This is a genomic window from Enterobacter sp. LU1 (assembly GCF_008271405.2).
Taxonomy (GTDB): Bacteria; Pseudomonadota; Gammaproteobacteria; order Enterobacterales; family Enterobacteriaceae; genus Enterobacter; species Enterobacter hormaechei_C.
The window spans coordinates 1,931,281-1,951,966 of the sequence record NZ_CP043438.2; the positions used below are offsets into that span (position 1 = coordinate 1,931,281).

A 20,686-nucleotide genomic window follows, 5' to 3' on the forward strand; every position below is an offset into this window, starting at 1 on the left:
AACCACATCATGAAAAAGACACTGACACTGATCGCCGCCGCAACCCTGAGTGCCCTGAGCTTTGCCTCCTGGGCGGACACGCTCACCGTGGGGGCGTCCAACACCCCGCACGCGGAAATTCTGGAGCAGGCTAAGCCGATTCTGGCGAAGCAGGGGATCGATCTGGAGATTAAACCATTCCAGGACTACATTCTGCCAAACACGGCGCTGGCGGGGCATGACATTGACGCCAACTATTTCCAGCACATCCCTTACCTGAACAGCGTCCTGAAAGATCACGCGGGCGATAAGGATTATGATTTTGTCAGTGCGGGCGCAATCCACATTGAGCCGATCGGTATCTATTCGAAAAAATACAAATCGCTGAAGGATCTGCCCGAAGGCGGCAAAATCATCATGCGTGATGCGGTTTCCGAGGAAGGGCGTATTCTCTCCATCTTCGAAAAAGAGGGCGTGATCAAGCTGAAGCCTGGCATCGATAAAGTGACCGCGCGCATCAGCGATATCGTGGAGAACCCGAAAAAGCTGCAATTCACCCCTAACGTTGAGGCATCTCTGCTGCCGCAGATGTACAACAACGACGAAGGTGCTGCGGTGGTGATCAACGCCAACTACGCAATTGATGCCGGTCTGGATCCGGTGCACGATCCAATTGCGGTTGAAAGCGGTGAGAATAACCCGTACGCCAACATCATTACCGTTCATCGCGGTGACGAGAAGAAGAAGGATATCGTCGCGCTGGTGAACGTGCTGCACTCCAAAGAGATTCAGGACTGGATCCGCACCAAATACAAAGGCGCAGTCATCCCGGTAAACAACTAATCTCCTGATTTTCCAGACGAAGCCCGGCGAACTACACGCCGGGCTTCTTTTTTGTATCCAGCCGACGAATGATTTAAGCTGACGGTTTAGGGCAACGGAGTGATGGCAATGGGCAATGTGACCAAAGACGAAGCGCTGTACCAGGAGATGTGTCGGGTGGTAGGCAAGGTCGTTCTCGAAATGCGTGATTTAGGGCAGGAGCCGAAACATATTGTCATTGCGGGCGTTCTGCGTACCGCGCTGGCGAACCAGCGCGTTAAGCGCAGTGAGTTGACCACCAAAGCGATGGAAACGGTGGTTAAAGCGCTGGCCGGCTAACTCGCCAGCGCTTCGCGAGCAGCTCAAGCGAGCAGCAGAGCAGGTAATAGATCACACCCGTGAAGATAAAAATGGCCGCCGGGTAAATTTGCACCCGGTTGTTGATCTGTCCCGCCACCGTGGTCAGTTCAGGAACGTTCACGATAAACGCCAGCGACGTATCCTTCAGCAGGCTGATAAAAATCCCCACCAGCGACGGCAGAATATTTCTCAGCGCCTGCGGCAGCAGCACGCGCCACAGCGTTTGCTGCGTACTGAACCCTTGAGAAAGCGCGGCCTCATTCTGGCCCGACGGCAGGGCTCTCAGTCCGGCTAACACCGAATGCATCACCGCAGCCGCGGTAAACCAGGCCAGCGCCAGCGTGACGGTCGTCGCGCCCGGGAGATCCCTGCCGGTTATCAGTGGCAGCAGATACCACATCCAGAATATCACGAAGATCAGGGGGATCCCGCGAATCAACTCTGCCCACGCAAACAGCGCACTGCGCACCACGCCGGGATAGCGCCAGGCGACGCAAGCCAGCACAATCCCGCCGGGCAGGGCAAGCGCGGCGGCGCCTGCGGCCATCAGCAGTGAGAGCAGTACGCCGCCGGGTTCTCCCGCAGCCGCACGTCCCAAAGCAGATAATCCAGGTTTTCGACAATAACGTTAAATCCGGGGATCATGATATTTCCTCCCTGAATGGGGGCCGAGGCGCACCAGCACGCTTCCCGTCACCATCCCGGTAAGCAAGTAGAGCACCGTACCGACGGTGAAGGCTTCCAGTGCATGGGCGTTGTAACTTTCTATCTGGCGGACCTGGTAGGTCAGTTCGGCGAAGCCAATCCCGCTCGCGAGCGAGGAGAGCTTCATCAGGTTAAGGTACTGGCCGACGACGGGCTGCCACGCGTTAGCGAGCCCCTGTGGCAGAAGAATGTAGCGAAACAGACGCCATGAGGAAAATCCCTGGGCGAGCGCCGCCTCCCGCTGTCCGGCAGGCACGGAACGCAGCCCCGATTCCACTTCTTCAATTAAAAACGCCGAGGTAAAGACGCCTAACCCCCAGGCGGAGCATAAAAACTCGGGCGTAAACCACCAGACGTTACCGGGCAAAATGGACCAGCTGTGGTCTGCGTTCACCGCGTCACGCAGCCCCTGCGGCAACCCGTTCCAGGCGGCGAAATACCAGAACAGCAGCTGTACCAGCAGCGGCGTATTGCGAAACAGCGATACCCAGCAGCTGACGATCAATGTCCCGAAACGTCCCCCGGAAAGCCGCAAAAGCATAAAGAACAAGGCGAGCAGGCTGGCCAGCATAATCCCCGCCAGCGTCACCCACAGAGTGGTGAGAAATCCGGAGAGGATCCAGTGCAGGGGCTGTCCGGCCAGCACCCCCTGCCAGTCCAGAGCGGGCATTACAGTTGCTCCTGATGCAGCGGATCCAGCACTTTTTGCAGGAAACGCCTCGCACGGGGATGCGACGGTTGATTGAAAAATTGCGCCGGGGGCGCGGTTTCCAGAATTTTTCCGCCGTCGATAAAGACGATTCGATCGGCAATTTCCCGGGCGAACTGCATCTCATGGGTAACGACAATCATGGTGATCCCGCTGTGGGCGAGGGTTTTCATCACAAACAGCACTTCGCCAATCATTTCCGGGTCGAGTGCCGACGTCGGCTCGTCAAAGAGAATGATTTGCGGCGACGAGGCCAGAGCACGGGCAATCGCCACGCGCTGCTGCTGTCCGCCGGAAAGTTCAGCGGGGAAGCGGTGCGCCTTCTCCAGCATGCCGACCTTCTCCAGCAGCGCCAGCGCGCGCTCCTGGGCGGGCAGGGGTTTCCAGCCGTGAACGTGCTCCAGTGCCAGGGTGATGTTCTGACTGGCGGTAAGGTGGGCATAGAGATTGAACTGCTGGAACACAAACCCGACGCGGCTGCGTAACTGACGTAGCCTGCTGCCGGAAAGCTGTCCGGTCGGCTTGTGGTCGATCAGAATCTCCCCGCCGCTCAGGCTCTCAAGCTGGTTGATAAGCCGAATCAGGGTCGATTTTCCGGAACCCGAAGGGCCGAGAATGGCAACCACTTCACCCGGCATGATGGTGAGGTTAATGTCGGTTAAAACCGGATGATCGCCGTAGCGTTTGTCCACATGGCGAAACTCAACGCTGGCCTGTTCCAGACGTGAAAAATCCGCGGCATTGGCCGCGGAGCGTGAAAATAAACCTGAGAGCATATTACCGGGCTTCTATTTTAAAGTTACGAGGCTGTGGAGCTGGGGTGCCTGGACCGAACCAGACGTCATAGATTTTTGCCGCCTGGCCGTTTTTCTCCAGGGTTACCAGCTCATCGTTAACGGCTTTCAGCAGCGCCGTTTCACCCTTTTTCACCCCCACGCCAATCTCTTCTTTACTGAGCAGGTCGGGCAGGATTTTGAAGTCGGCTTTATCCGGCGCCTGCGCCAGCAGACCGGCCAGAATGGTGCTGTCCTGGGTAATGGCCTGCACGTTGCCATTGCGCAGTGCCGTCAGCGCCAGCGGAATATCATCATAAGAGAGGACGCGGGACTGCGGAAAACGCTGGTGCAGCGCCTGTTCACCCGTCGTACCTTTTACGGCGCCAATGCGTGCCCGGCTATAGTCATCAAGCTTGTCCGGTGATTTTGCCGGAACCAGGAACTGCTGGCCGGTGACAAAGTAAGGCGTTGAGAAATCAATGACCTGTGCGCGTTCCGGAGTGATCGTGATATCCGCCACGATGAGATCCGCTTTTCCGGACTGTAGCAGCGGAATACGGTTAGCCGGATTGGTGGCGACCAGTTCAAGCTTTACGCCGAGCGATTTCGCCAGCGCTTTGGCGAAGTCCACGTCGTAACCCACTATCTCATGCGTTTTGGCATCAATCGAGCCAAAGGGTGGATTGGCATCAAACGTGGCCACTTTCACCACGCCTGCTGCCTTGATATCCGCCAGCCGATCGGCCTGCGCCTGCGCTGAAACCAGGCCCCAGGCTGCCACTAATCCCAGAACCTGCGCCCGTTTTTTAAACCCTTTCATTTTTGCAGCCATAGTCATACGCCATCCCGTTGTTTTTGTTTTACCCCGTTACGCTCCCATAAGGGAAAGCTATCGCCAAATAAGAAATCGTTCTTTGCTATGAGAAAAAAAGCATGAGTGAACAAGGTGTTAAAGAAGAGAGCAGACGGCGGGGCGCTATTTGCAGATCCTGCACATCGACAGTGGATTTTGATATTTCCCCCGGGCGCAATTTGGGTGTTTAACTGAGGACAGGTTAAGCGAGAAGGGTAATGACGATGAAAAAATGGATAAGCACGTTACGGCGGTTTTTTGCGCCCCGACCAGTGAATGCGGAGAACAGCGCGCAACGTGTTCTTGAGTCAATACTGCCTGTCGCCAGCCTGTATGGCGTGGACGTAGCCAACATCGACCCGGAGTGGTTCCATGATAAAACGTCACGCTGAACTGCGCCGGACGCGCGAAATGTACTGGAATGAACTGTGCGTGGTGTCTGTAAAGCGAGGATGAAGGGAAAAATACCCAGGCTAATCCTCGGTAAATGATGGCCGTTTTGTTACCACTATCTCCTTTCACAGATGGAGATAATAATGAAACGGACAGTATTAACCCCCGCGCTTTCTGCCTCCGCACTTCTGCTTACCATGCAGGCGGTACACGCTGGTCCACAGGCGCATGTTGTATGCAGTTATTCCCACACCCTCGGCGATGATGCCATTATGATGTTCGGCATGCCCAATGAGGCTATGCTGCACGATTTTTTTGGTAACGTGCACGCGGATGCTTACTCCAGCCATGAATCTCTGCGTACCCAGGAAAAGACCACCTGCGATAACAAAGCAGACAGCTCGGCCTACTGGGCTCCGTCGCTAAAATTGCCGGACGGAACGGTAGTCAAACCCGCCTATCAAAAAACCTATTATCAGGCATCGAACGTTGACGCCTGGCCGCTTCATCCGTTTCCGCCGGGGCTGTCGCTGCTGGCGGGCGATCATCATGGCACCGCGCCAAATACGCATATCACCTTTTTATGCGCCAATGGTAAGGGCTATACCACCAGAACGGGTGAAGTCTGCGGCTTACGCAAGGCGAAGGATGCCGTGCAGTTTAATATCGGCATTCAGTTCCCGAACTGCTGGGACGGGGTCAACCTGAAGCCCGCCCACGGCCTGGCTAACGCCACCTACGATACGAAAGGACAGTGTCCGTCCGCCTTCCCGGTGAAGATCCCGACGGTGAACATGAATATTGCGTACGTGCTCCCGACAATTAGCTCTCTGGATACCAGTAAAGTCCAGCTTTCCCTCGACCCCATCATGCATGGCAGTGAGCGTGAAGAGCGGTGGGGGAGCCTGTATACGGCGCATGCTGACTTCATGAACGGCTGGACGGAAGATGCCGCGCGATTTATGACCGACCTGTGCATGAACCGGGGAATGGATTGCGGCACCACCGTGCCGTATGGTTATTCAAAAGCGGAGGCTAACGTCTGGCTCAGCAGCATGGAACCGGCACTTTCACAGCCCGATCCCCAGGTCTTACTGGTGCAGGATAACTGGAAGAACGGTGGACGCACGAAAAACAGCGAAACATTGTCGCTGGTGAAGTTCAACATCCCTCCGCTGCCTGTCGGACAGGATCCTGCCAAGTTTAAATACCGCGTGAGAATTTATGGCGGGAAAGTGGAAACTGACGGCGCGGATCAAATCTTCTTCTATCCGGCGAGTAACGACTGGGAACCGGCCACCGTGAGCTGGCATTCACGACCGTCCTGCAACTATCGCTCGGATGCGGTGCTGTATCTGAACCACTCCCGCGAATACCGGATGGTGGACGTGGATAAAGCGGTGCGCAAGGCGCTGGCAGAAGGGAAAACCGACATTTCGTGGTATATCGGCGGCGATCGTCAGGGAAATCACTATCAGTTTGAGACGGGGTCATCTCCCCAAAGCCTGATCCTGATGCTGACCGGGTTTAGCAAAACGCCGGAGATCTGATAGCGGGTAGCAAAAGGCATTCATAAAAAAAGCACCGGGGAGCCCGGTGCTTTTTCTTCAGATCTTGCAGGCATCGCCGCAGTCGTCATCGGCGACAATCGCCTGGGCTTTTTTATCCGCATCGTCGAGACGTTCCGCGTTGCGCTCTTCTGCTTCATCCAGCCCGTTAAAGACTAAGTTATCGAGATCAATTTCCATGTGCCACCTGCGTTATTCAGTTTTTGATACTCGCACAGTATAAGTCAAAAAAAGCGGGCCAGGCACCCCTCAGCACATATGGATAATCCCTGCCATACTCAGTGCTTTATTGCTGAGGAAAGCCGATGATTACACTCTGTAAAACCTGCGGTACCGCTTACGATGAACAGCCCAAAAACTGCCCGATTTGCGACGATGAACGCCAGTATGTCCCGGTGACGGGCCAGGCATGGACGGACTTCGACAGCCTTACGACCACGCACACCAACAAATGGCAACAGCTGGAGCCGCAGCTGTTCAGCATCAAAACCGTTCCCTCTTTTGCCATCAACCAGCGGGCGCTTCTGCTGCGTACGCCACAGGGCAATGTTCTGTGGGACTGCATCGCCAACCTTGACCCGGCGACCAGAGCGTTAGTTGACGCGCTCGGGGGGATCAGCGCGATCGCGATTTCGCACCCACATTACTACACCACCATGCAGGAGTGGGCCGCGGCGTTTAACGCACCGATCTACCTGCACGCCAGCGATCGGCAGTGGGTGATGCGTGACAGCCCGGCGATACGCTTCTGGGAGGAGGACGCCCTGGAGATTATGCCCTTGGTGACTCTGCTGCGGCTGGGCGGGCATTTTGCAGGCGGCACGGTGCTGCACTGGCAGTCATGCGACGGCGTGCTGCTGGCCGGTGATATTTTGCAGGTTACGCCCGGTCAGGACGCCGTGTCGTTTATGTGGAGTTATCCGAATATGCTGCCGCTGCCTGCCCGCACCGTTGAGTCGATGATCGGTCGACTGACAGGGAAAACGTACCAGCGCCTGTACGGGGCCTTTGAAGGGCAGAACATCCCGGCGAACGCGGATGAGATCGTGCAGCGGTCGGGCCAGAAATATATTGCTTGTCTCGGCTAAGGCGCGGTGGTTAAATTTTACGAGTGTGATCGCGATCATACCTAAACTAAAACAGATAAAAGAGAAATGGCTATGCAACATATCATTGAAGGTTTTCTCAGCTTTCAAAAAGAGATTTTCCCGCAACGTAAAGAGCTTTTTCGTAGTTTAGCGTCCAGTCAGAATCCCAAAGCGCTGTTCATCTCCTGCTCCGACAGCCGTCTGGTTCCGGAACTGGTTACGCAACAGGAGCCAGGACAGCTCTTTGTCATTCGAAACGCGGGCAACATTGTGCCACCGTTCGGGCCGGAGCCTGGCGGTGTCTCTGCGACCATCGAATATGCTGTTGTTGCCCTGGGCGTGACCGATATCGTTATTTGCGGCCACTCCAACTGCGGCGCGATGAAGGCGATTGCTGACAACGCCGATCTGGAGCCGATGCCGGCCGTTTCCCACTGGCTGCGCTATTCTGATGCGGCAAAAGCGGTGGTTGAGAAGAAAACCTGGGATAAGCCAATCGATAAAGTGAATGCGATGGTGCAGGAGAACGTCTTTGCGCAGCTGAGCAACATCAAGACCCATCCGTCGGTGGCGGTAGGCCTGCGCAACAACGCTATTCGCCTGCACGGCTGGGTATATGACATTGAAAGCGGCAAAATCCTTGCCCTGGACAAGAACACTAAATCGTTCGTGTCGCTGTCGGAAAACCCGGACGTCTTCTTCGAGTAACCCGCCCCGCAGGGCAGGGAAGCTCTGTTAAAATTCCATGAATGGTAACTTCCTTCGCACGCCCGACGCAGGTTTTCCAGCCGCTTTCGCCATCGCTTTACCAATTTCAGCGCACTCAGACAAACCCTGAACAAAGGGATGATCGTGCATCAGCCAGGGGATCGCCCCAAAAGCGATGCGCCCCCGCAGTGATGCAGGCGCCAGCAACGTATAGTCTTCCCCCACGTCCGGGACATCATCGCCGGTTTCCGCAAGCTGTTTACGCAGGGTGGGGAAGGGAATGTCCTTGTTTCTGAGCGGCTTTTGCCCGCGCGCATCAATAAACACGTCGAAGCGGTAACGCTTTTCTGCCGAGGTGATGACGGTCTGATCGCTGCCGATATCCAGGTCGTAATCATCACCGAGTGCGACCACGCTAATGATCCCTGCCTCGCGCAGCGCCAGTAAACGGCGGATAGACTGCGGTGGAATGGCGGCATAATTATCGATAAACACACGCTCCAGCCCGGATTTAAACCGCTCTCTGTCACGCTCATTGAGTGAAGGGACGATGGCCTGAACCACTTCATGCAGACGAAGCACGGTATAGCGCCAGGCAACGGTGCGTTTTTCGCGCTTGTTGCGCTCCACTTCTTTCAGATTCGCTTCGGCCCAGGTGAAAGGGCCATGCTTTTTACGATCCTCAAACCAGACATCACGAAGCGTGTCGGCATTCAGCGTACCGAGCGATATCGCCTGGCACCAGCGCGGGTCGGCCAGCTCGAGCTCTTTCACCATCAGCGCAAAGATGCGGTCAAGCAGCCCGTCCGGGCCTTTGGCGATTTCACTTTCCGCCACAGACTCCGTTAACACGGACAGCGGTTCATAAGGGATAGGGCAGTAGAAGTCGGCCTCCGGCAGAACGCCCGTGCGGGACATCAGCGTGATATTTAACCCTTCGCTGCCTTTATTGACAACGAACTGCTCCCCGCTAAACCGGCCATGCTGCATCACAACCGCCATTGCAGCGTCCAGCCCGCTGAGGGAGGTACCCATGATCCCCACCTCACAGGCTCGGACCTCCGCGTCCATCAGCCCTGACCATGGGCTTGGGAAATATGCGCGGGTGGTTTCATCTTCATCAGGCCAGACGTGGCCGGTGGCAACAACCGCAAGATCAAACCGCCTTGAGAAAGGGGCATCGTTCACTGAAAGGGCCACGCCGTCTGCATCAGCCTTAATATCCGTGACTTCTGCGTTGGGGTGCACCTCGACATGAAAGCCCGACTTTTTCGCCTCAGCAACGACGGCAAGAAACCGATCGTGAAAATATTCACCCAACAGAATACGCGGCAGGAATTGCCGGTCGTGCAGTTTCTCACTATCGACGTTATAGCGGGCAAGATGGGCCGCACTCTGCTGTTTGAGCCAGTCGAGGTAGGTAATAAAAATGGGCGGAATTTCGATACTGGCGATGTTCGCCAGCATCAGCCGGGAATTATCCTCGTCGCTGTAGGGCATCCCGACACCGGGTTGGTCTGCCTTTTCGAACACGGTGATCGAAAGCGGTGCTGCGTTGTTAAGAAGTGAGTAAAAGGTATAAATCCCTGTTGGACCTGAGCCGATAATGGCGATTTTTTTCATCGAAAGCGTTCCTGCATTTCTGAACCATAAAATAAGCGTAGCAGGAGAAAGGTTAAATCATTCAATGAAGGAAAAAATTAAGACGTTTTGAAGAGGGGATGTTGCGCCCCTTCCTGAACTTATGGGAAGGTCAATTCAATTGACCCTGGCTGATTAGATATGATTCTGCCTGATTTCTGAAAGGAAAGACTGTTTGGTCCCAGGTTTAACGATTATCTGTATGTGATGGGGGTTAAAAAGTACGGTAACTTCGCCGGCGGGCTTGACCTGCACAGCGTCAGTGAGGAGAACCAGCTGATTTTATCAGGAGAATTCTCCATCTTACGGTCAGTGTACTTTTTAACATGCAGGCTGATGCCGCCCGTGGAAGACAGCCCTGCTCGGGCTCAAAAGATGGCATAGCACACTGTACATCGGATGGTCGTTTTGTCTGCAATGACGGAAGTCTGAGCCAGTCGAAGCGATTCTGTTCAGGTTATGGTGCCTCCGAACTGCCCCGGCAGGTAAAACCCTCCCCCTCCGCCAGGCAAGCGCAGACGAAAAAGAAAACAGCCGTGAAAGGCCAGGAGCAGCGTGTTGTAGAAAACAATGCGCAGTTCGATACACAACCGCGGCAACCTACATGCGCCCTTCTCTATATGGCCAACAAGCCCGGATTCACCCATTTACCCGTTTGTTCAGGAAATCAGTATTAATCCGCCAGTGTAAACGTTCTTTGTCTGTTATTCGAACTGATAAGACGCTTGCAGGTGGAAACCCACCTGAACGCGCTGGGCGACCTGTTACAGCGTCTGGCATTAAAGCATGCCGTTCGCACCTTCCGGCTACATGGCGAACTTACTGCATGGCTGGCGTTTATGTTTTCTGCATGATTGATAAAAGGGAGGGAAAATTATGACCAGGGCAGAAGAGTTTTGTCGTTCCTGAAATGTGAACACTGGCAGATGGATGCGCACGCATCGCTCAAAAAACGATCTTTTTCGGGCGGATACTGAGATCAGAAAAGCATATGACCTTGAACAGTAATCACAATGACTGGAGGGATATGCTAATGAAGCGACAAGATATAAACGCATTAAAGAATTTTGATTTTCTGGCACGCAGTTTTGCCCGTATGTACGCCCTGGGCCAGCCAGTTGATATCGATGCCGTGACCGGCAATATGAATTATGAACAGCAGGCATGGTTCCGGGAGCGATATGACCACTACCGAAAGCAGGCTGAGCGGGCGAGAGTGATAGAACTGCGATGATGTAACGAATAACGGGCTTAACGGCCCGTTGCGTTTTTTAAGTTCCAGCTACATTTTGCAGCTCCTGAGGTTGAAATATTGTGCGGTAACCTCATATAGAAAGCGGGTAAGGAATACCTGCCCGTAAGACATGAACTTTTTGAATATTCTTTTTTACTGTTCAGGAGGTACATGATGACTCTGAGAGCTTTTCCCATGTTGAACGATCTCTCCGACTCTCTGTTTGCGGACCGTTTTAACCGTATCGATCGCCTTTTTAGCCAGCTAACCGGCAGTACGCCGTTGCCCTCCACGCCTTCTTACAATATCCGGCGGGTGTGTGATAACCGCTATGAACTGACGCTGAGCGTGCCGGGCTGGAAAGAGAGCGAACTGGAAATTGAAACCGTTGGCGGTCAGCTGAATATCAGCGGTAAACGTGAAGAAGAGAAAACCGAAAACGGCGAAGAAGGGTGGATCCATCGGGGTATCAGCCGCAGCGACTTCCGGGCCAGCTATAGTCTGCCGGAGCATGTGAAAGTAACCGGCGCTTCGCTGGAAAACGGCTTGCTGGCGATTGAATTACACCAGGATATCCCGGAAGAAGAGAAACCGCAGCGCATCGCCATCAACAACAACCCGGCGATTGAACATAAGCCGTAATCATTGATTGACGTTGTTTTCACGCCCGGCAAACGCCGGGCGTTTTGCTAACCTGATGGGGCTTATGCCATTCCGCTCTTTCGCGGCACGCGCGGGCTGGAGGTCACTTTCGATGTGCTTAAAAGGTTTGCTGCCTCTGCATGAGGCTGAACGGGAATGAAATGTGCGAGAAAACAGATTGGTGCGTCTGAATGGACTCGAACCATCGACCCCCACCATGTCAAGGTGGTGCTCTAACCAACTGAGCTACAGACGCAGAATGGTGCGTTCAATTGGACTCGAACCAACGACCCCCACCATGTCAAGGTGGTGCTCTAACCAACTGAGCTATGAACGCATTGTGTTGTCGGTGACAACGGGGACGAATATTAGCGGCACAGCCCCAAGGTGGCAAGAGGGAAAATGCATTTTTCTCTCTGATTTCACGCGATTGCTTCATTACCGCGCAAAGTGAAGAGAAAGTAGCCGCCAGCCGGCGGCTACTGTGTCATTAACGTGCAGCGCGCTGCAAAATTACCGCAGACGGCTGACGTTGCAGGAAGCGCATACGCAGCATCATCATAATGGCCGCAGACGTTAAGCCGATGATAAAGCCCATCCAGAATCCGGCTGGCCCCATGCGATCCACCACCAGATCCGTGAGCGCCAGAATGTACCCGCACGGCAGACCCAGCACCCAGTAAGCGATAAAGGTGATAAAGAAGATGGAACGCGTATCTTTATACCCACGCAGCACGCCGCTGCCAATCACCTGGATGGAGTCAGAGATCTGATAAATGGCCGCCAGCAGCATCAGATGCGAGGCCAGGGTCACTACCTCCGGGTTGTCGTTATAGAGCAAGGCAATTTGCTCACGCAACAGCACGGTAAAGAGCGCGGTACAGACTGCCATGCAGACGCCGACGCCGAGGCCGGTGCGGGCTGCCGTTTGCGCGTCCAGCGTCGAGCCTTGCCCCAGACGGAAGCCCACGCGAATCGTCACCGCGGCAGCCAGGGACATCGGCAGGACGAACATCAAAGAGCTGAAGTTCAGGGCGATCTGGTGTCCTGCGACATCAATAATCCCTAACGGCGAGACCAGCAGGGCGACGACGGCAAACAGCGTCACTTCGAAGAACAGCGCCAGCGCAATGGGTAACCCCAGCTGAATGAGACGGGTCATGAGCGTCCAGTCAGGTGCGCTGAACGAGGTGTCGTTACGAATGTCACGCATGGATCGCGCATGTTTAATGTAGGTGAGCATACAACCGAACATCACCCAGTACACCGCAGCCGTTGCCACGCCGCAGCCCACGCCGCCGAGTTCCGGCATGCCAAAATGACCGTAAATGAAGATATAGTTCACGGGAATGTTCACCAGCAAGCCGATAAAGCCCATCACCATGCCCGGCTTGGTTTTTGCCAGCCCTTCACACTGGTTACGTGCCACCTGGAAGAACAGATAGCCGGGCGCGCCCCAGAGCAGGGCACGCAGATAACCGACCGCCTTATCCGCCAGCGCCGGGTCGATATTATGCATGGCGCGAATAATATACCCGGCGTTCCACAGGACGATCATAATCAGGACGGAGACACCCCCGGCCAGCCAGAAGCCCTGGCGCACCTGATGGGCCACGCGGTCGCGTCGACCGGAGCCGTTAAGCTGCGCGATAACCGGCGTCAGCGCCAGCAGCAGGCCGTGACCAAAAAGAATGGCCGGAAGCCAGATTGAGGTTCCGATCGCCACGGCGGCCATATCGGTGGCGCTGTAACCGCCGGCCATTACCGTATCCACAAATCCCATTGCGGTTTGGGCTACCTGCGCGACGATCACCGGTATGGCCAGTGCCAATAACTGACGCGCTTCGATCATATACTTCTGCACGTGAACACCTTTGTATTGTAGTTATTTGAGAGACTAAAAAGGCCGCCGTTACTGGCAGCAAGAAGAAAAAACAGAGGGATGCCAGCTATTGTAGCGGGGTTTAACTAATTATCTAGTGAAAAAATCGCCAGAAATTGCGCATCACTGGCAACCTGTTTTTTCAACTGTTATTGTGGTGGGATTATACGGTGTCATCGCCGTTCGGAATGAACAGGAGCTGTAAGCATGTTTACTGGTATTGTGCAGGGCACTGCCAAAGTGGTGTCCATTGATGAAAAACCGAATTTCCGCACTCACGTAGTTGAGCTGCCTGAATATATGCTCGACGGCATTGAAACCGGGGCGTCGATAGCGCATAACGGCTGCTGCCTGACGGTGACCGAAATTAACGGTAACCAGATTAGCTTTGATTTAATGAAAGAGACGCTGCGTATCACTAACCTGGGTGAGCTGGTGGTGGGAGATATCGTCAACGTGGAACGCGCGGCGAAATTCAGCGATGAGATTGGCGGGCATCTGATGTCGGGCCATATTATGACCACCGCAGAAGTGGCGAAAATCGTGACCTCGGAAAATAACCGTCAAATCTGGTTTAAGGTGCAGGATCCGTCATTAATGAAATACATCCTTTATAAAGGATTTATTGGCATCGATGGGATTAGTCTGACCGTCGGTGAAGTGACGCCAACGCGTTTTTGCGTGCATTTAATTCCTGAAACGCTGCAACGTACTACGCTTGGCGCAAAAAAACTGGGGCAGCGCGTAAATATCGAAATTGATCCCCAGACCCAGGCGGTCGTGGATACCGTTGAGCGCGTACTGGCGGCGAAAGAAGCGGCGATAATTAAAACCATGGAAGAAGAATAAAAAATAACCCCGGTTAACCGGGGTTATTTTTTCAGCGAGCCACTCGCAGACCGTGCTCAATCCCACGACTAAACACCACCTGCCACAGCTGTATATCCCGCGCACGGAACGCGCCCGCACAGGCATTCAGATAATAGCTAAACATCCGTTTGAATCGTTCCGAATAGTTGTCGGCGATTTCAGGCCATGCAGCCTGGAAACGTTCATGCCAGGCCATCAGGGTGGTGTCGTAATCTGCGCCGAAGTTATGCCAGTCTTCCACAATAAAATGCGGTTCGCTGGCGTTCGCAATCTGGCGAACAGAGGGTAAACAGCCATTCGGGAAGATATATTTGTTGATCCAGGGATCCACATTGTTATCGGTGCGTTTAGAGCCGATGGTGTGTAGCAGGAAAATTCCCTCAGGCTTCAGGTTACGATCGGCGACCTCGAAGTAAGTCTTGTAGTTCTTCGGCCCCACGTGCTCGAACATACCTACGGAAACAATGCGATCGAACTGCTCGTTCAGGTCGCGGTAGTCCTGAAGCCGAATATCAACATCCAGACCCAGACAGCGTTCCTGCGCCATCTTCTGCTGTTCAGCGGAAATCGTGACGCCGACTACGCTGACGCCGTAATTTTTCGCCATAAACCAGGCAAGACCACCCCAGCCACAGCCGATGTCCAGCACACGCATACCGGGCTGTAACTGCAATTTATCGCAGATCAGTTGCAGCTTGTCCTGCTGCGCCTCTTCCAGGGTCGTCGCTTTTTTCCAGTATCCGCAGGAGTACTGCATTAAAGGATCGAGCATACGGCTGAACAGATCGTTGCCCAGGTCGTAATGCTCTTTACCGACGATCCACGCCCGTTTTTTACTTTGCAGATTGAACAGGCGGGCGGAGGCAATGCGTAAGGTATCTTTGAAATGACGAGGGAGCTGTTTTTCAAGACCGGCGCGTAATACGCTGGAGAAGAACATATCCAGCCGCTCACACTCCCACCAGCCGTCCATATAGCTTTCACCCAGCCCTAACGACCCCTCCTGTAACACGCGTTTGAAAAAATCGGGATGCTTTATCTGGGGATCGGAGGGGGATGAGCCATTAATCGTAATGCCCGCACGTCCCAACAGTTCACTGACGATCCGGGACCAGTTATCGTCCGGAACGCTGACTTCTTCTATACACGATGAACTCATAGCTTCTCCATCACCTTGCTGTGATCAGAACCTTAAAACAGCGTAGACGCTTTTTTGGTTTGTGAGAAATCTCACGGTAAATGCCCGCGAGGCTAATATCCGACGTAGAACAGAGGAAGGGAGATAACCCTTGCCGAAATGCCTTCCATGGTAAAACGGGAGCGCTCCGGCTCCCGTTAACACTTAATATTTATCGTATTTAATCGAACCAAATTTAGTATAGGCCGCAAAATTTGGTGATTCAACAGAAAATTGTTAGCAACCTAATCACTGGTATTTAACATAGTTTCCCGCGCAATCAGGCGTGCGACGTTTCTGTCTGCACGTTTTCACTCTGCTCGCGATGGGCTGAGGACTGCATGCGATAGCCCAAACCCGCCAGCGCAACGGTGACCAGCATCACGCTGGTAGTGGTGAGCAGCGGGGTTGCAATCAACGCAGAGACCACGAGACTTGCCAGGAAGCACAGGCCAAGTTGCAGGGTATTTTGCAGCGCGGCAGCGCGGCCTGTCGCCTGCGGAAATGGACGCAACGCCTGGGCTACAACAATAGGGTAGATGGCCCCGTTAGCGATCGCCATGACGCAGAACGGAATCAAAATTTCTGCAAGCCCGGCGCCGGGAATAAAGCCGACAGCCCAGGTCGCAATCACGCTTAGCGCATACAAAACCAGCAGCCAGGGCAGCATCTGTTGGCCTTCCCATTTTTGCAGCGCGGCGCGACAGCCATAGCCACCCACCAGGAAGGCGATGGTCTGTGGTACATAGCTCAGGCCGATAGCCGCCGGGCTGTAGCCCATGTCATGCAGAATGAACGGCGAACCGGTTAGCCAGGCAAAGAAGCTGGCAGAGCAGGCAGCATAAATCAGCACGTTACCGCGATAGGCTTTCGACCGCAGTAAAGAGGTAAAGGTGATGGGCTTTGCGTCCGGATGCGTCTCTTTTTTATGCGCAGGTTTAAGCCCGAAAGCAGGCAGCATCAGGACCAGCGTAATAGCAAAGAGCGCGGCGAAAATGGCCTGCCAGTCGAAATGCGCCAGGATCCAGCTGCCCAGTAACGGGGCAAGCGCCGGCGACAGGCCGACCAGCGGCATAATAGTGGCGAATATGCGGTTAGTGCGCGAGGCGGGGTAGTAATCGGTCACCAGCGCCTGCCAGGTCACCGCTGCGGCGCAGACACCGACCGCCTGAATAAAGCGCAGCGCCAGCAGCCAGGCGGCATCGCGGACCCACAGCATGCCCAGACAGCCTACGGCAAAAATTGCCAGCCCCAACAACAGGACGGGCTTACGGCCAAAACGATCCGAGAGCGGCCCCCACAGCAATTGCGCAAAAGCAAAGCCAGCGAGGAACAAACTTAAACTGGCGCTGATGGCGGCGGCAGGGGTTTGCAAATCTTCCTGCATCGCGGCGAACGCGGGCAGATACATATCGGTCGCCAAAAAGCCCAGCACGCTTAAGCCGCCGAGCCAGACTAAAAATCCTTTCCTGGGTTGCACTTTTTTCTCCTGAGGAGGCAGGTGTACGTTGGCGCAGAGTGTAGGGAGTGCAAAGCGGCTTGTGAAACGCTAATATTTGGCGGGTGCGTTCAAAAAATTTGCAGGCTAAAGATGTGGTCAGATTATTCCCTTGAAGTGGTTGATGCCGTGGCGCGTAACGGCAGCTTTACCGGTGCCGCCCAGGAGCTGCATCGCGTTCCCTCGGCTATCAGCTATACGGTGCGCCAGCTGGAAGCGTGGCTGGCGGTCCCGCTGTTCGAGCGGCGCCATCGCGACGTGGAGCTCACGCCTGCCGGAGCGTGGTTTTTGAAGGAAGGGCGGTCTGTTATCAAAAAAATGCAGATCACCCGTGAGCAGTGCCAGCAGATCGCCAACGGCTGGCGCGGGCATCTCGCTATCGCGGTGGATAACATCGTTAAGCCGGAGCGGACCCGGCAGATGATCGTCGATTTCTATCGTCATTTTTCCGACGTCGAACTGCGTGTTTCGCAGGAAGTGTTCAACGGCGTCTGGGATGCGCTGGCGGACGGCAGGGCGGAGATGGCGATTGGTGCAACCCAGGCGATCCCGGTTGGGGGGCGCTACGCGTTTCGCGACATGGGCATGCTGAGCTGGACCTGCGTGGTCGCACGCGATCACCCGCTGGCGGCGCTGGAAGGTCCGCTGAGCGATGACACCTTACGCAACTGGCCCTCGCTGGTGCTGGAAGATACCTCCCGCTCGCTGCCCAAGCGCATTACCTGGCTGCTGGATAATCAGCGCCGCGTGGTCGCGCCGGACTGGGAGTCGTCGGCCACCTGTCTGAGCGCGGGGCTGTGCGTTGGCATGGTGCCGGTGCATTTTGCGCGCCCGCGCATCGATGCGGGAGAGTGGGTGGCCTTGACGCTGGAAAACCCCTTCCCGGATGCCGCGTGCTGTCTGACGTGGCAGCAAAACGACGTCTCGCCCGCCATGGCCTGGCTGCTGGATTATCTGGGCGACAGCGAAACGCTGAACCGGGAGTGGTTGCGGGAACCAGCATAGCTGGCCCCGTAATGAGATTAACGACGGTAGTCGCGGAACGGACCGTCCGCAACGGAACGGCGTTCAATCAGGCGCGGGTGAACTTCAATGGACTGGGACTGTTCACGCTTGTTGACGATCCTGTCCAGCAGCATGTTGAAGGCCGTTTCACCCAGCGAATCTTTCGGCTGGTGAATGGTGGTCAGCGCCGGGGTAAAGAAGCGGGCGTTGCGCACGTTGTCATAGCCGATCACCGAGATATCCTGCGGGACGCGCAGGCCGAGTTCATCCGCCGCGCAGAGCGCGCCCATCGCCATGATGTCGCCGCCGCAGAACACCGCGGTAGGGCGATGCGGCTGGGAAACGATCTGCTGCATGGCGCGATAGCCCGACTCCGGCTCGAAGTCGCCCTGAACAATCCAGTTTTCCGGCACGGTGATCAGCGCCTCTTCCATCGCTTTCATGAAACCGGCCAGACGGCCAGCCCCGGTGTTACGCTCCAGCGGTCCCGGGATCACGCCAATTTCACGATGACCGCGTTCTACCAGATAACGCCCCGCCATGTAGCCGCCTTCAAAGGCGTTATCAATAACAGAGTCGGTGAAGTCTGCGCGCGCTTCGCCCCAGTCCATGACCACCATCGGAATGTGGCGATACTCTTCCAGCATGGAAAGGACCGACTCAGGGTATTCAGAACACATAACCAGCAGGCCGTCGACGCGCTTTTGCGCCATCATTGACAGGTAAGCGCGCTGTTTTTCAATGTTGTTCCACGCGTTGCCCAGAATCAGGGTATAGCCTTTCTGGAAGCAGTTTTTTTCAACGGCTTCGATGATTTCAGCAAAGTAGGCCGCTTCACTGCTGGTGGCCAGCAGGCCAATCGATTTGGTGTGATTAACCTTCAGGCTGCGGGCGACGGCACTTGGCGAGTAGTGCAGTTCTTTGATTGCCGCCCAGACGGCATTACGCGTCTCTTCAGCGACGAAACGCGTTTTGTTAATAACATGTGATACGGTTGTAGTGGAAACGTTTGCGCGTTTTGCTACGTCTTTAATTGTTGCCATTAAATGTCACTCCAGACCATATCCTAAGCTCCTGAAAAAATTGAAGGTAAACGTTTGCCTTCTCTCACCCTTATCACGCAAACATGAGTTGCGACACGCCGGGAAAACGACACAGGACGTCAGGAGGGGGTCAGTGGCCGGTACGCTAATAAATTTAGCGTGGAATTTTGTCCTATCTTGATGAAAAGGGGAAGAGGTAAAGTGGATATCCGCTTAAATCCTGGAAGATTTTTGACCTGAACTGTGTAAAAATGAGCAAGCTCACTTTTCGTAGGGTGAATAAAAGGAGAAAAATTGATGAGTACCGATCTGAAGTTTTCGCTGTTTACCACCATTGTTGTTCTTGCCCTGATTGTTGCGGGTGGTTTAACCGCTGCGCTGCACTGATTCAGGAGGGGGGAGAACCTTCTCCCTCTCTTGCCGCTATTGTTACCTCTCCGGCAAAAATCTTTTGCCAAAATGTTAACTTCTCATTTTTTGTGATTGATGTCATGCTTTTGACTTCTTAGTTCTGTGCCGGGTTATGGCACGGTATCCGGAGTCTCTTCATGAAAATCAATTTTCCCCTGCTGGCCCTGGCGATTGGCGCCTTTGGGATTGGCACCACTGAATTCTCCCCTATGGGGTTATTGCCTGTTATCGCCCGGGGTGTGGACGTCTCAATTCCTGCGGCCGGTATGTTAATTAGCGCCTACGCGATTGGCGTGATGGTGGGCGCGCCGCTGATGACGCTGCTGCTTTCCCACCGCGCTCGCCGCAATGCGCTGATTTTCCTGATGGCGATTTTCACTCTCGGAAATGTGCTTTCCGCGATTTCGCCCGATTACACCACTCTGATGCTTTCGCGCATTCTGACCAGCCTCAACCATGGCGCCTTCTTCGGACTGGGCTCGGTTGTTGCCGCCAGCGTGGTGCCAAAACATAAGCAGGCCAGCGCGGTAGCCACTATGTTCATGGGCCTCACCATCGCTAATATCGGCGGCGTTCCCGCTGCCACCTGGCTGGGAGAAGCCATCGGCTGGCGTATGTCTTTCCTCGCAACCGCCGGACTGGGCGTGGTCGCGATGGTTGCGCTGTTCTTCTCACTGCCGAAAGGAAGTGCGGGAGAACGTCCGGAAGTACGTAAAGAGCTGGCGGTGCTGATGCGTCCTCAGGTGTTGTCCGCGCTGCTCACCACGGTGCTGGGGGCGGGGGCGATGTTTACGCTCTACACCTATATCTCCCCGGTGTTGCACGACATTACCCACGCAACGCCACTCTTTGTTACCGCGATGCTGGTGCTGATTGGTGTCGGGTTCTCGATTGGCAACTATCTCGGCGGGAAATTTGCCGACCGCTCCGTCAGCGGGACGCTGAAAGGTTTTTTAACGCTGCTGATTGTCATCATGGTGGCGATCCCGTGGCTGGCGCGTAACGAAGTGGGTGCCGCGATTGCCATGGTGGTGTGGGGCGCCGCAACCTTTGCCGTGGTGCCACCGTTGCAGATGCGCGTAATGCGCGTTGCGCACGAAGCGCCGGGGCTCTCTTCGTCGGTGAATATCGGTGCGTTTAACCTGGGCAATGCGCTGGGGGCCGCAGCGGGCGGGGCGGTGATCTCCGGTGGTTTGGGTTACAGCTTTGTGCCGGTGATGGGGGCGATCATTGCCGCACTCGGCCTGCTGCTGGTGATGATGTCTGGTCGTAAACAGCCTGAAGTGGTGTGTACGGCGGAATAAACAAAAACGCAGAAGGGC

The 20,686-nt window shown here is 55.0% G+C and carries 22 protein-coding genes, 2 tRNA genes and 1 pseudogene; 13 read left to right on the forward strand and 12 right to left on the reverse strand.

Annotated elements, in window-relative coordinates:
* Nucleotides 1–9 precede the first annotated feature (9 nt).
* Both FZF21_RS09280 and fumD read left to right on the forward strand, forming a co-directional pair.
* Complete coding sequence (locus FZF21_RS09280) at nt 10–822, forward strand: MetQ/NlpA family ABC transporter substrate-binding protein (protein ID WP_003857677.1); 813 nt, start codon at nt 10–12, stop codon at nt 820–822.
* Between the two features lie 108 nt (nt 823–930).
* Nucleotides 931–1,140 carry a fumarate hydratase FumD gene (fumD, locus tag FZF21_RS09285; RefSeq protein ID WP_003857676.1) on the forward strand — a complete coding sequence of 70 codons (210 nt, stop codon included), beginning with the start codon at nt 931–933 and terminating at the stop codon, nt 1,138–1,140.
* On the opposite strand, the pseudogene FZF21_RS09290 reads toward fumD, so the two are convergent.
* The 4 genes and pseudogenes from FZF21_RS09290 to FZF21_RS09305 all read right to left on the reverse strand — a co-directional run bounded on the left by FZF21_RS09290 (nt 1,121) and on the right by FZF21_RS09305 (nt 4,183).
* Nucleotides 1,121–1,806: pseudogene (locus tag FZF21_RS09290) on the reverse strand (ABC transporter permease subunit). The gene fumD and the pseudogene FZF21_RS09290 sit on opposite strands and share 20 nt — an antisense overlap.
* Nucleotides 1,790–2,536 carry an amino acid ABC transporter permease gene (locus tag FZF21_RS09295; RefSeq protein ID WP_063623896.1) on the reverse strand — a complete coding sequence of 249 codons (747 nt, stop codon included), beginning with the start codon at nt 2,534–2,536 and terminating at the stop codon, nt 1,790–1,792. The pseudogene FZF21_RS09290 and the gene FZF21_RS09295 overlap by 17 nt, the downstream one beginning before the upstream one ends.
* Nucleotides 2,536–3,351, reverse strand: a complete 816-nt coding sequence (locus tag FZF21_RS09300) for an amino acid ABC transporter ATP-binding protein (RefSeq protein WP_015570698.1) — start codon at nt 3,349–3,351, stop codon at nt 2,536–2,538. The genes FZF21_RS09295 and FZF21_RS09300 overlap by 1 nt, the downstream gene beginning before the upstream one ends.
* 1 nt (nt 3,352) lies before the next feature.
* Nucleotides 3,353–4,183, reverse strand: a complete 831-nt coding sequence (locus tag FZF21_RS09305; protein WP_044488997.1) for an ABC transporter substrate-binding protein — start codon at nt 4,181–4,183, stop codon at nt 3,353–3,355.
* A 245-nt stretch (nt 4,184–4,428) separates the two neighbouring features.
* Here FZF21_RS09305 and FZF21_RS09310 point away from each other — a divergent pair, with 245 nt between their 5' ends.
* Nucleotides 4,429–4,596 (forward strand): hypothetical protein, encoded by a 168-nt coding sequence (locus tag FZF21_RS09310; protein WP_032653328.1) that lies wholly within the window; start codon nt 4,429–4,431, stop codon nt 4,594–4,596.
* 144 nt (nt 4,597–4,740) lie between these two features.
* Nucleotides 4,741–6,147, forward strand: coding sequence for a DUF1996 domain-containing protein (locus FZF21_RS09315; protein WP_149120971.1), 1,407 nt, complete (start codon nt 4,741–4,743; stop codon nt 6,145–6,147).
* A 57-nt stretch (nt 6,148–6,204) separates the two neighbouring features.
* Here FZF21_RS09315 and FZF21_RS09320 read toward each other — a convergent pair whose 3' ends face one another.
* Nucleotides 6,205–6,345, reverse strand: coding sequence for a hypothetical protein (locus FZF21_RS09320; protein ID WP_003857665.1), 141 nt, complete (start codon nt 6,343–6,345; stop codon nt 6,205–6,207).
* 125 nt (nt 6,346–6,470) lie between these two features.
* Here FZF21_RS09320 and FZF21_RS09325 point away from each other — a divergent pair, with 125 nt between their 5' ends.
* Together FZF21_RS09325 and FZF21_RS09330 are read left to right on the forward strand one after the other, a co-directional pair.
* On the forward strand, nt 6,471–7,253 hold the full coding sequence (locus FZF21_RS09325) for an MBL fold metallo-hydrolase (RefSeq protein WP_047737611.1): 783 nt from the start codon (nt 6,471–6,473) through the stop codon (nt 7,251–7,253).
* Nucleotides 7,254–7,325: 72 nt separating this feature from the next.
* Nucleotides 7,326–7,961 (forward strand): carbonic anhydrase, encoded by a 636-nt coding sequence (locus FZF21_RS09330; RefSeq protein ID WP_015570694.1) that lies wholly within the window; start codon nt 7,326–7,328, stop codon nt 7,959–7,961.
* Nucleotides 7,962–7,988: 27 nt separating this feature from the next.
* Here the strand turns inward: FZF21_RS09330 and FZF21_RS09335 are convergent, their stop codons facing one another.
* A complete protein-coding gene (locus tag FZF21_RS09335) occupies nt 7,989–9,584 on the reverse strand; it encodes an FAD-NAD(P)-binding protein (protein ID WP_149120970.1) in 1,596 nt (531 codons plus the stop codon).
* Between the two features lie 749 nt (nt 9,585–10,333).
* On the opposite strand from FZF21_RS09335, the gene FZF21_RS22280 reads away from it, so the two are divergent.
* The 3 genes from FZF21_RS22280 (at nt 10,334) to FZF21_RS09345 (ending at nt 11,478) form a co-directional block, all read left to right on the forward strand.
* Nucleotides 10,334–10,456, forward strand: a complete 123-nt coding sequence (locus FZF21_RS22280; protein WP_254909560.1) for a hypothetical protein — start codon at nt 10,334–10,336, stop codon at nt 10,454–10,456.
* Nucleotides 10,457–10,635: 179 nt separating this feature from the next.
* Nucleotides 10,636–10,836, forward strand: coding sequence for a cell surface composition regulator GlgS (glgS, locus tag FZF21_RS09340; RefSeq protein WP_032650012.1), 201 nt, complete (start codon nt 10,636–10,638; stop codon nt 10,834–10,836).
* Between the two features lie 171 nt (nt 10,837–11,007).
* Complete coding sequence (locus tag FZF21_RS09345; RefSeq protein WP_149120969.1) at nt 11,008–11,478, forward strand: Hsp20 family protein; 471 nt, start codon at nt 11,008–11,010, stop codon at nt 11,476–11,478.
* Between the two features lie 179 nt (nt 11,479–11,657).
* Here the strand turns inward: FZF21_RS09345 and FZF21_RS09350 are convergent.
* The 3 genes from FZF21_RS09350 to mdtK all read right to left on the reverse strand — a co-directional run bounded on the left by FZF21_RS09350 (nt 11,658) and on the right by mdtK (nt 13,342).
* A tRNA-Val gene (locus FZF21_RS09350) sits at nt 11,658–11,734 on the reverse strand.
* 4 nt (nt 11,735–11,738) lie between these two features.
* A tRNA-Val gene (locus tag FZF21_RS09355) sits at nt 11,739–11,815 on the reverse strand.
* A gap of 153 nt (nt 11,816–11,968) precedes the next feature.
* Nucleotides 11,969–13,342: an MdtK family multidrug efflux MATE transporter gene (gene mdtK / locus FZF21_RS09360; RefSeq protein ID WP_017384611.1), complete on the reverse strand. Its 1,374-nt coding sequence runs from the start codon at nt 13,340–13,342 to the stop codon at nt 11,969–11,971.
* Between the two features lie 225 nt (nt 13,343–13,567).
* Here mdtK and FZF21_RS09365 point away from each other — a divergent pair, with 225 nt between their 5' ends.
* Nucleotides 13,568–14,209, forward strand: coding sequence for a riboflavin synthase (locus tag FZF21_RS09365; RefSeq protein WP_015570688.1), 642 nt, complete (start codon nt 13,568–13,570; stop codon nt 14,207–14,209).
* Nucleotides 14,210–14,240: 31 nt separating this feature from the next.
* Here the strand turns inward: FZF21_RS09365 and cfa are convergent, their stop codons facing one another.
* Nucleotides 14,241–15,389 carry a cyclopropane fatty acyl phospholipid synthase gene (cfa, locus tag FZF21_RS09370; RefSeq protein WP_017384609.1) on the reverse strand — a complete coding sequence of 383 codons (1,149 nt, stop codon included), beginning with the start codon at nt 15,387–15,389 and terminating at the stop codon, nt 14,241–14,243.
* Between the two features lie 298 nt (nt 15,390–15,687).
* Complete coding sequence (gene punC, locus FZF21_RS09375) at nt 15,688–16,887, reverse strand: purine nucleoside transporter PunC (RefSeq protein ID WP_047737607.1); 1,200 nt, start codon at nt 16,885–16,887, stop codon at nt 15,688–15,690.
* Nucleotides 16,888–16,998: 111 nt separating this feature from the next.
* On the opposite strand from punC, the gene punR reads away from it, so the two are divergent.
* Nucleotides 16,999–17,910, forward strand: coding sequence for a DNA-binding transcriptional activator PunR (gene punR, locus FZF21_RS09380; protein WP_003857638.1), 912 nt, complete (start codon nt 16,999–17,001; stop codon nt 17,908–17,910).
* A gap of 17 nt (nt 17,911–17,927) precedes the next feature.
* On the opposite strand, the gene purR is transcribed toward punR, so the two are convergent.
* Nucleotides 17,928–18,953, reverse strand: coding sequence for an HTH-type transcriptional repressor PurR (gene purR / locus FZF21_RS09385; RefSeq protein WP_003857634.1), 1,026 nt, complete (start codon nt 18,951–18,953; stop codon nt 17,928–17,930).
* A gap of 297 nt (nt 18,954–19,250) precedes the next feature.
* Between purR and FZF21_RS09390 the strand changes: the two genes are divergently transcribed.
* A complete protein-coding gene (locus tag FZF21_RS09390; RefSeq protein ID WP_003857632.1) occupies nt 19,251–19,340 on the forward strand; it encodes a YnhF family membrane protein in 90 nt (29 codons plus the stop codon).
* A gap of 161 nt (nt 19,341–19,501) precedes the next feature.
* Entirely contained in the window at nt 19,502–20,668 is a 1,167-nt protein-coding gene (locus FZF21_RS09395; protein WP_149120968.1) for an MFS transporter, read from the forward strand.
* The last annotated feature ends 18 nt before the right edge of the window (nt 20,669–20,686 follow it).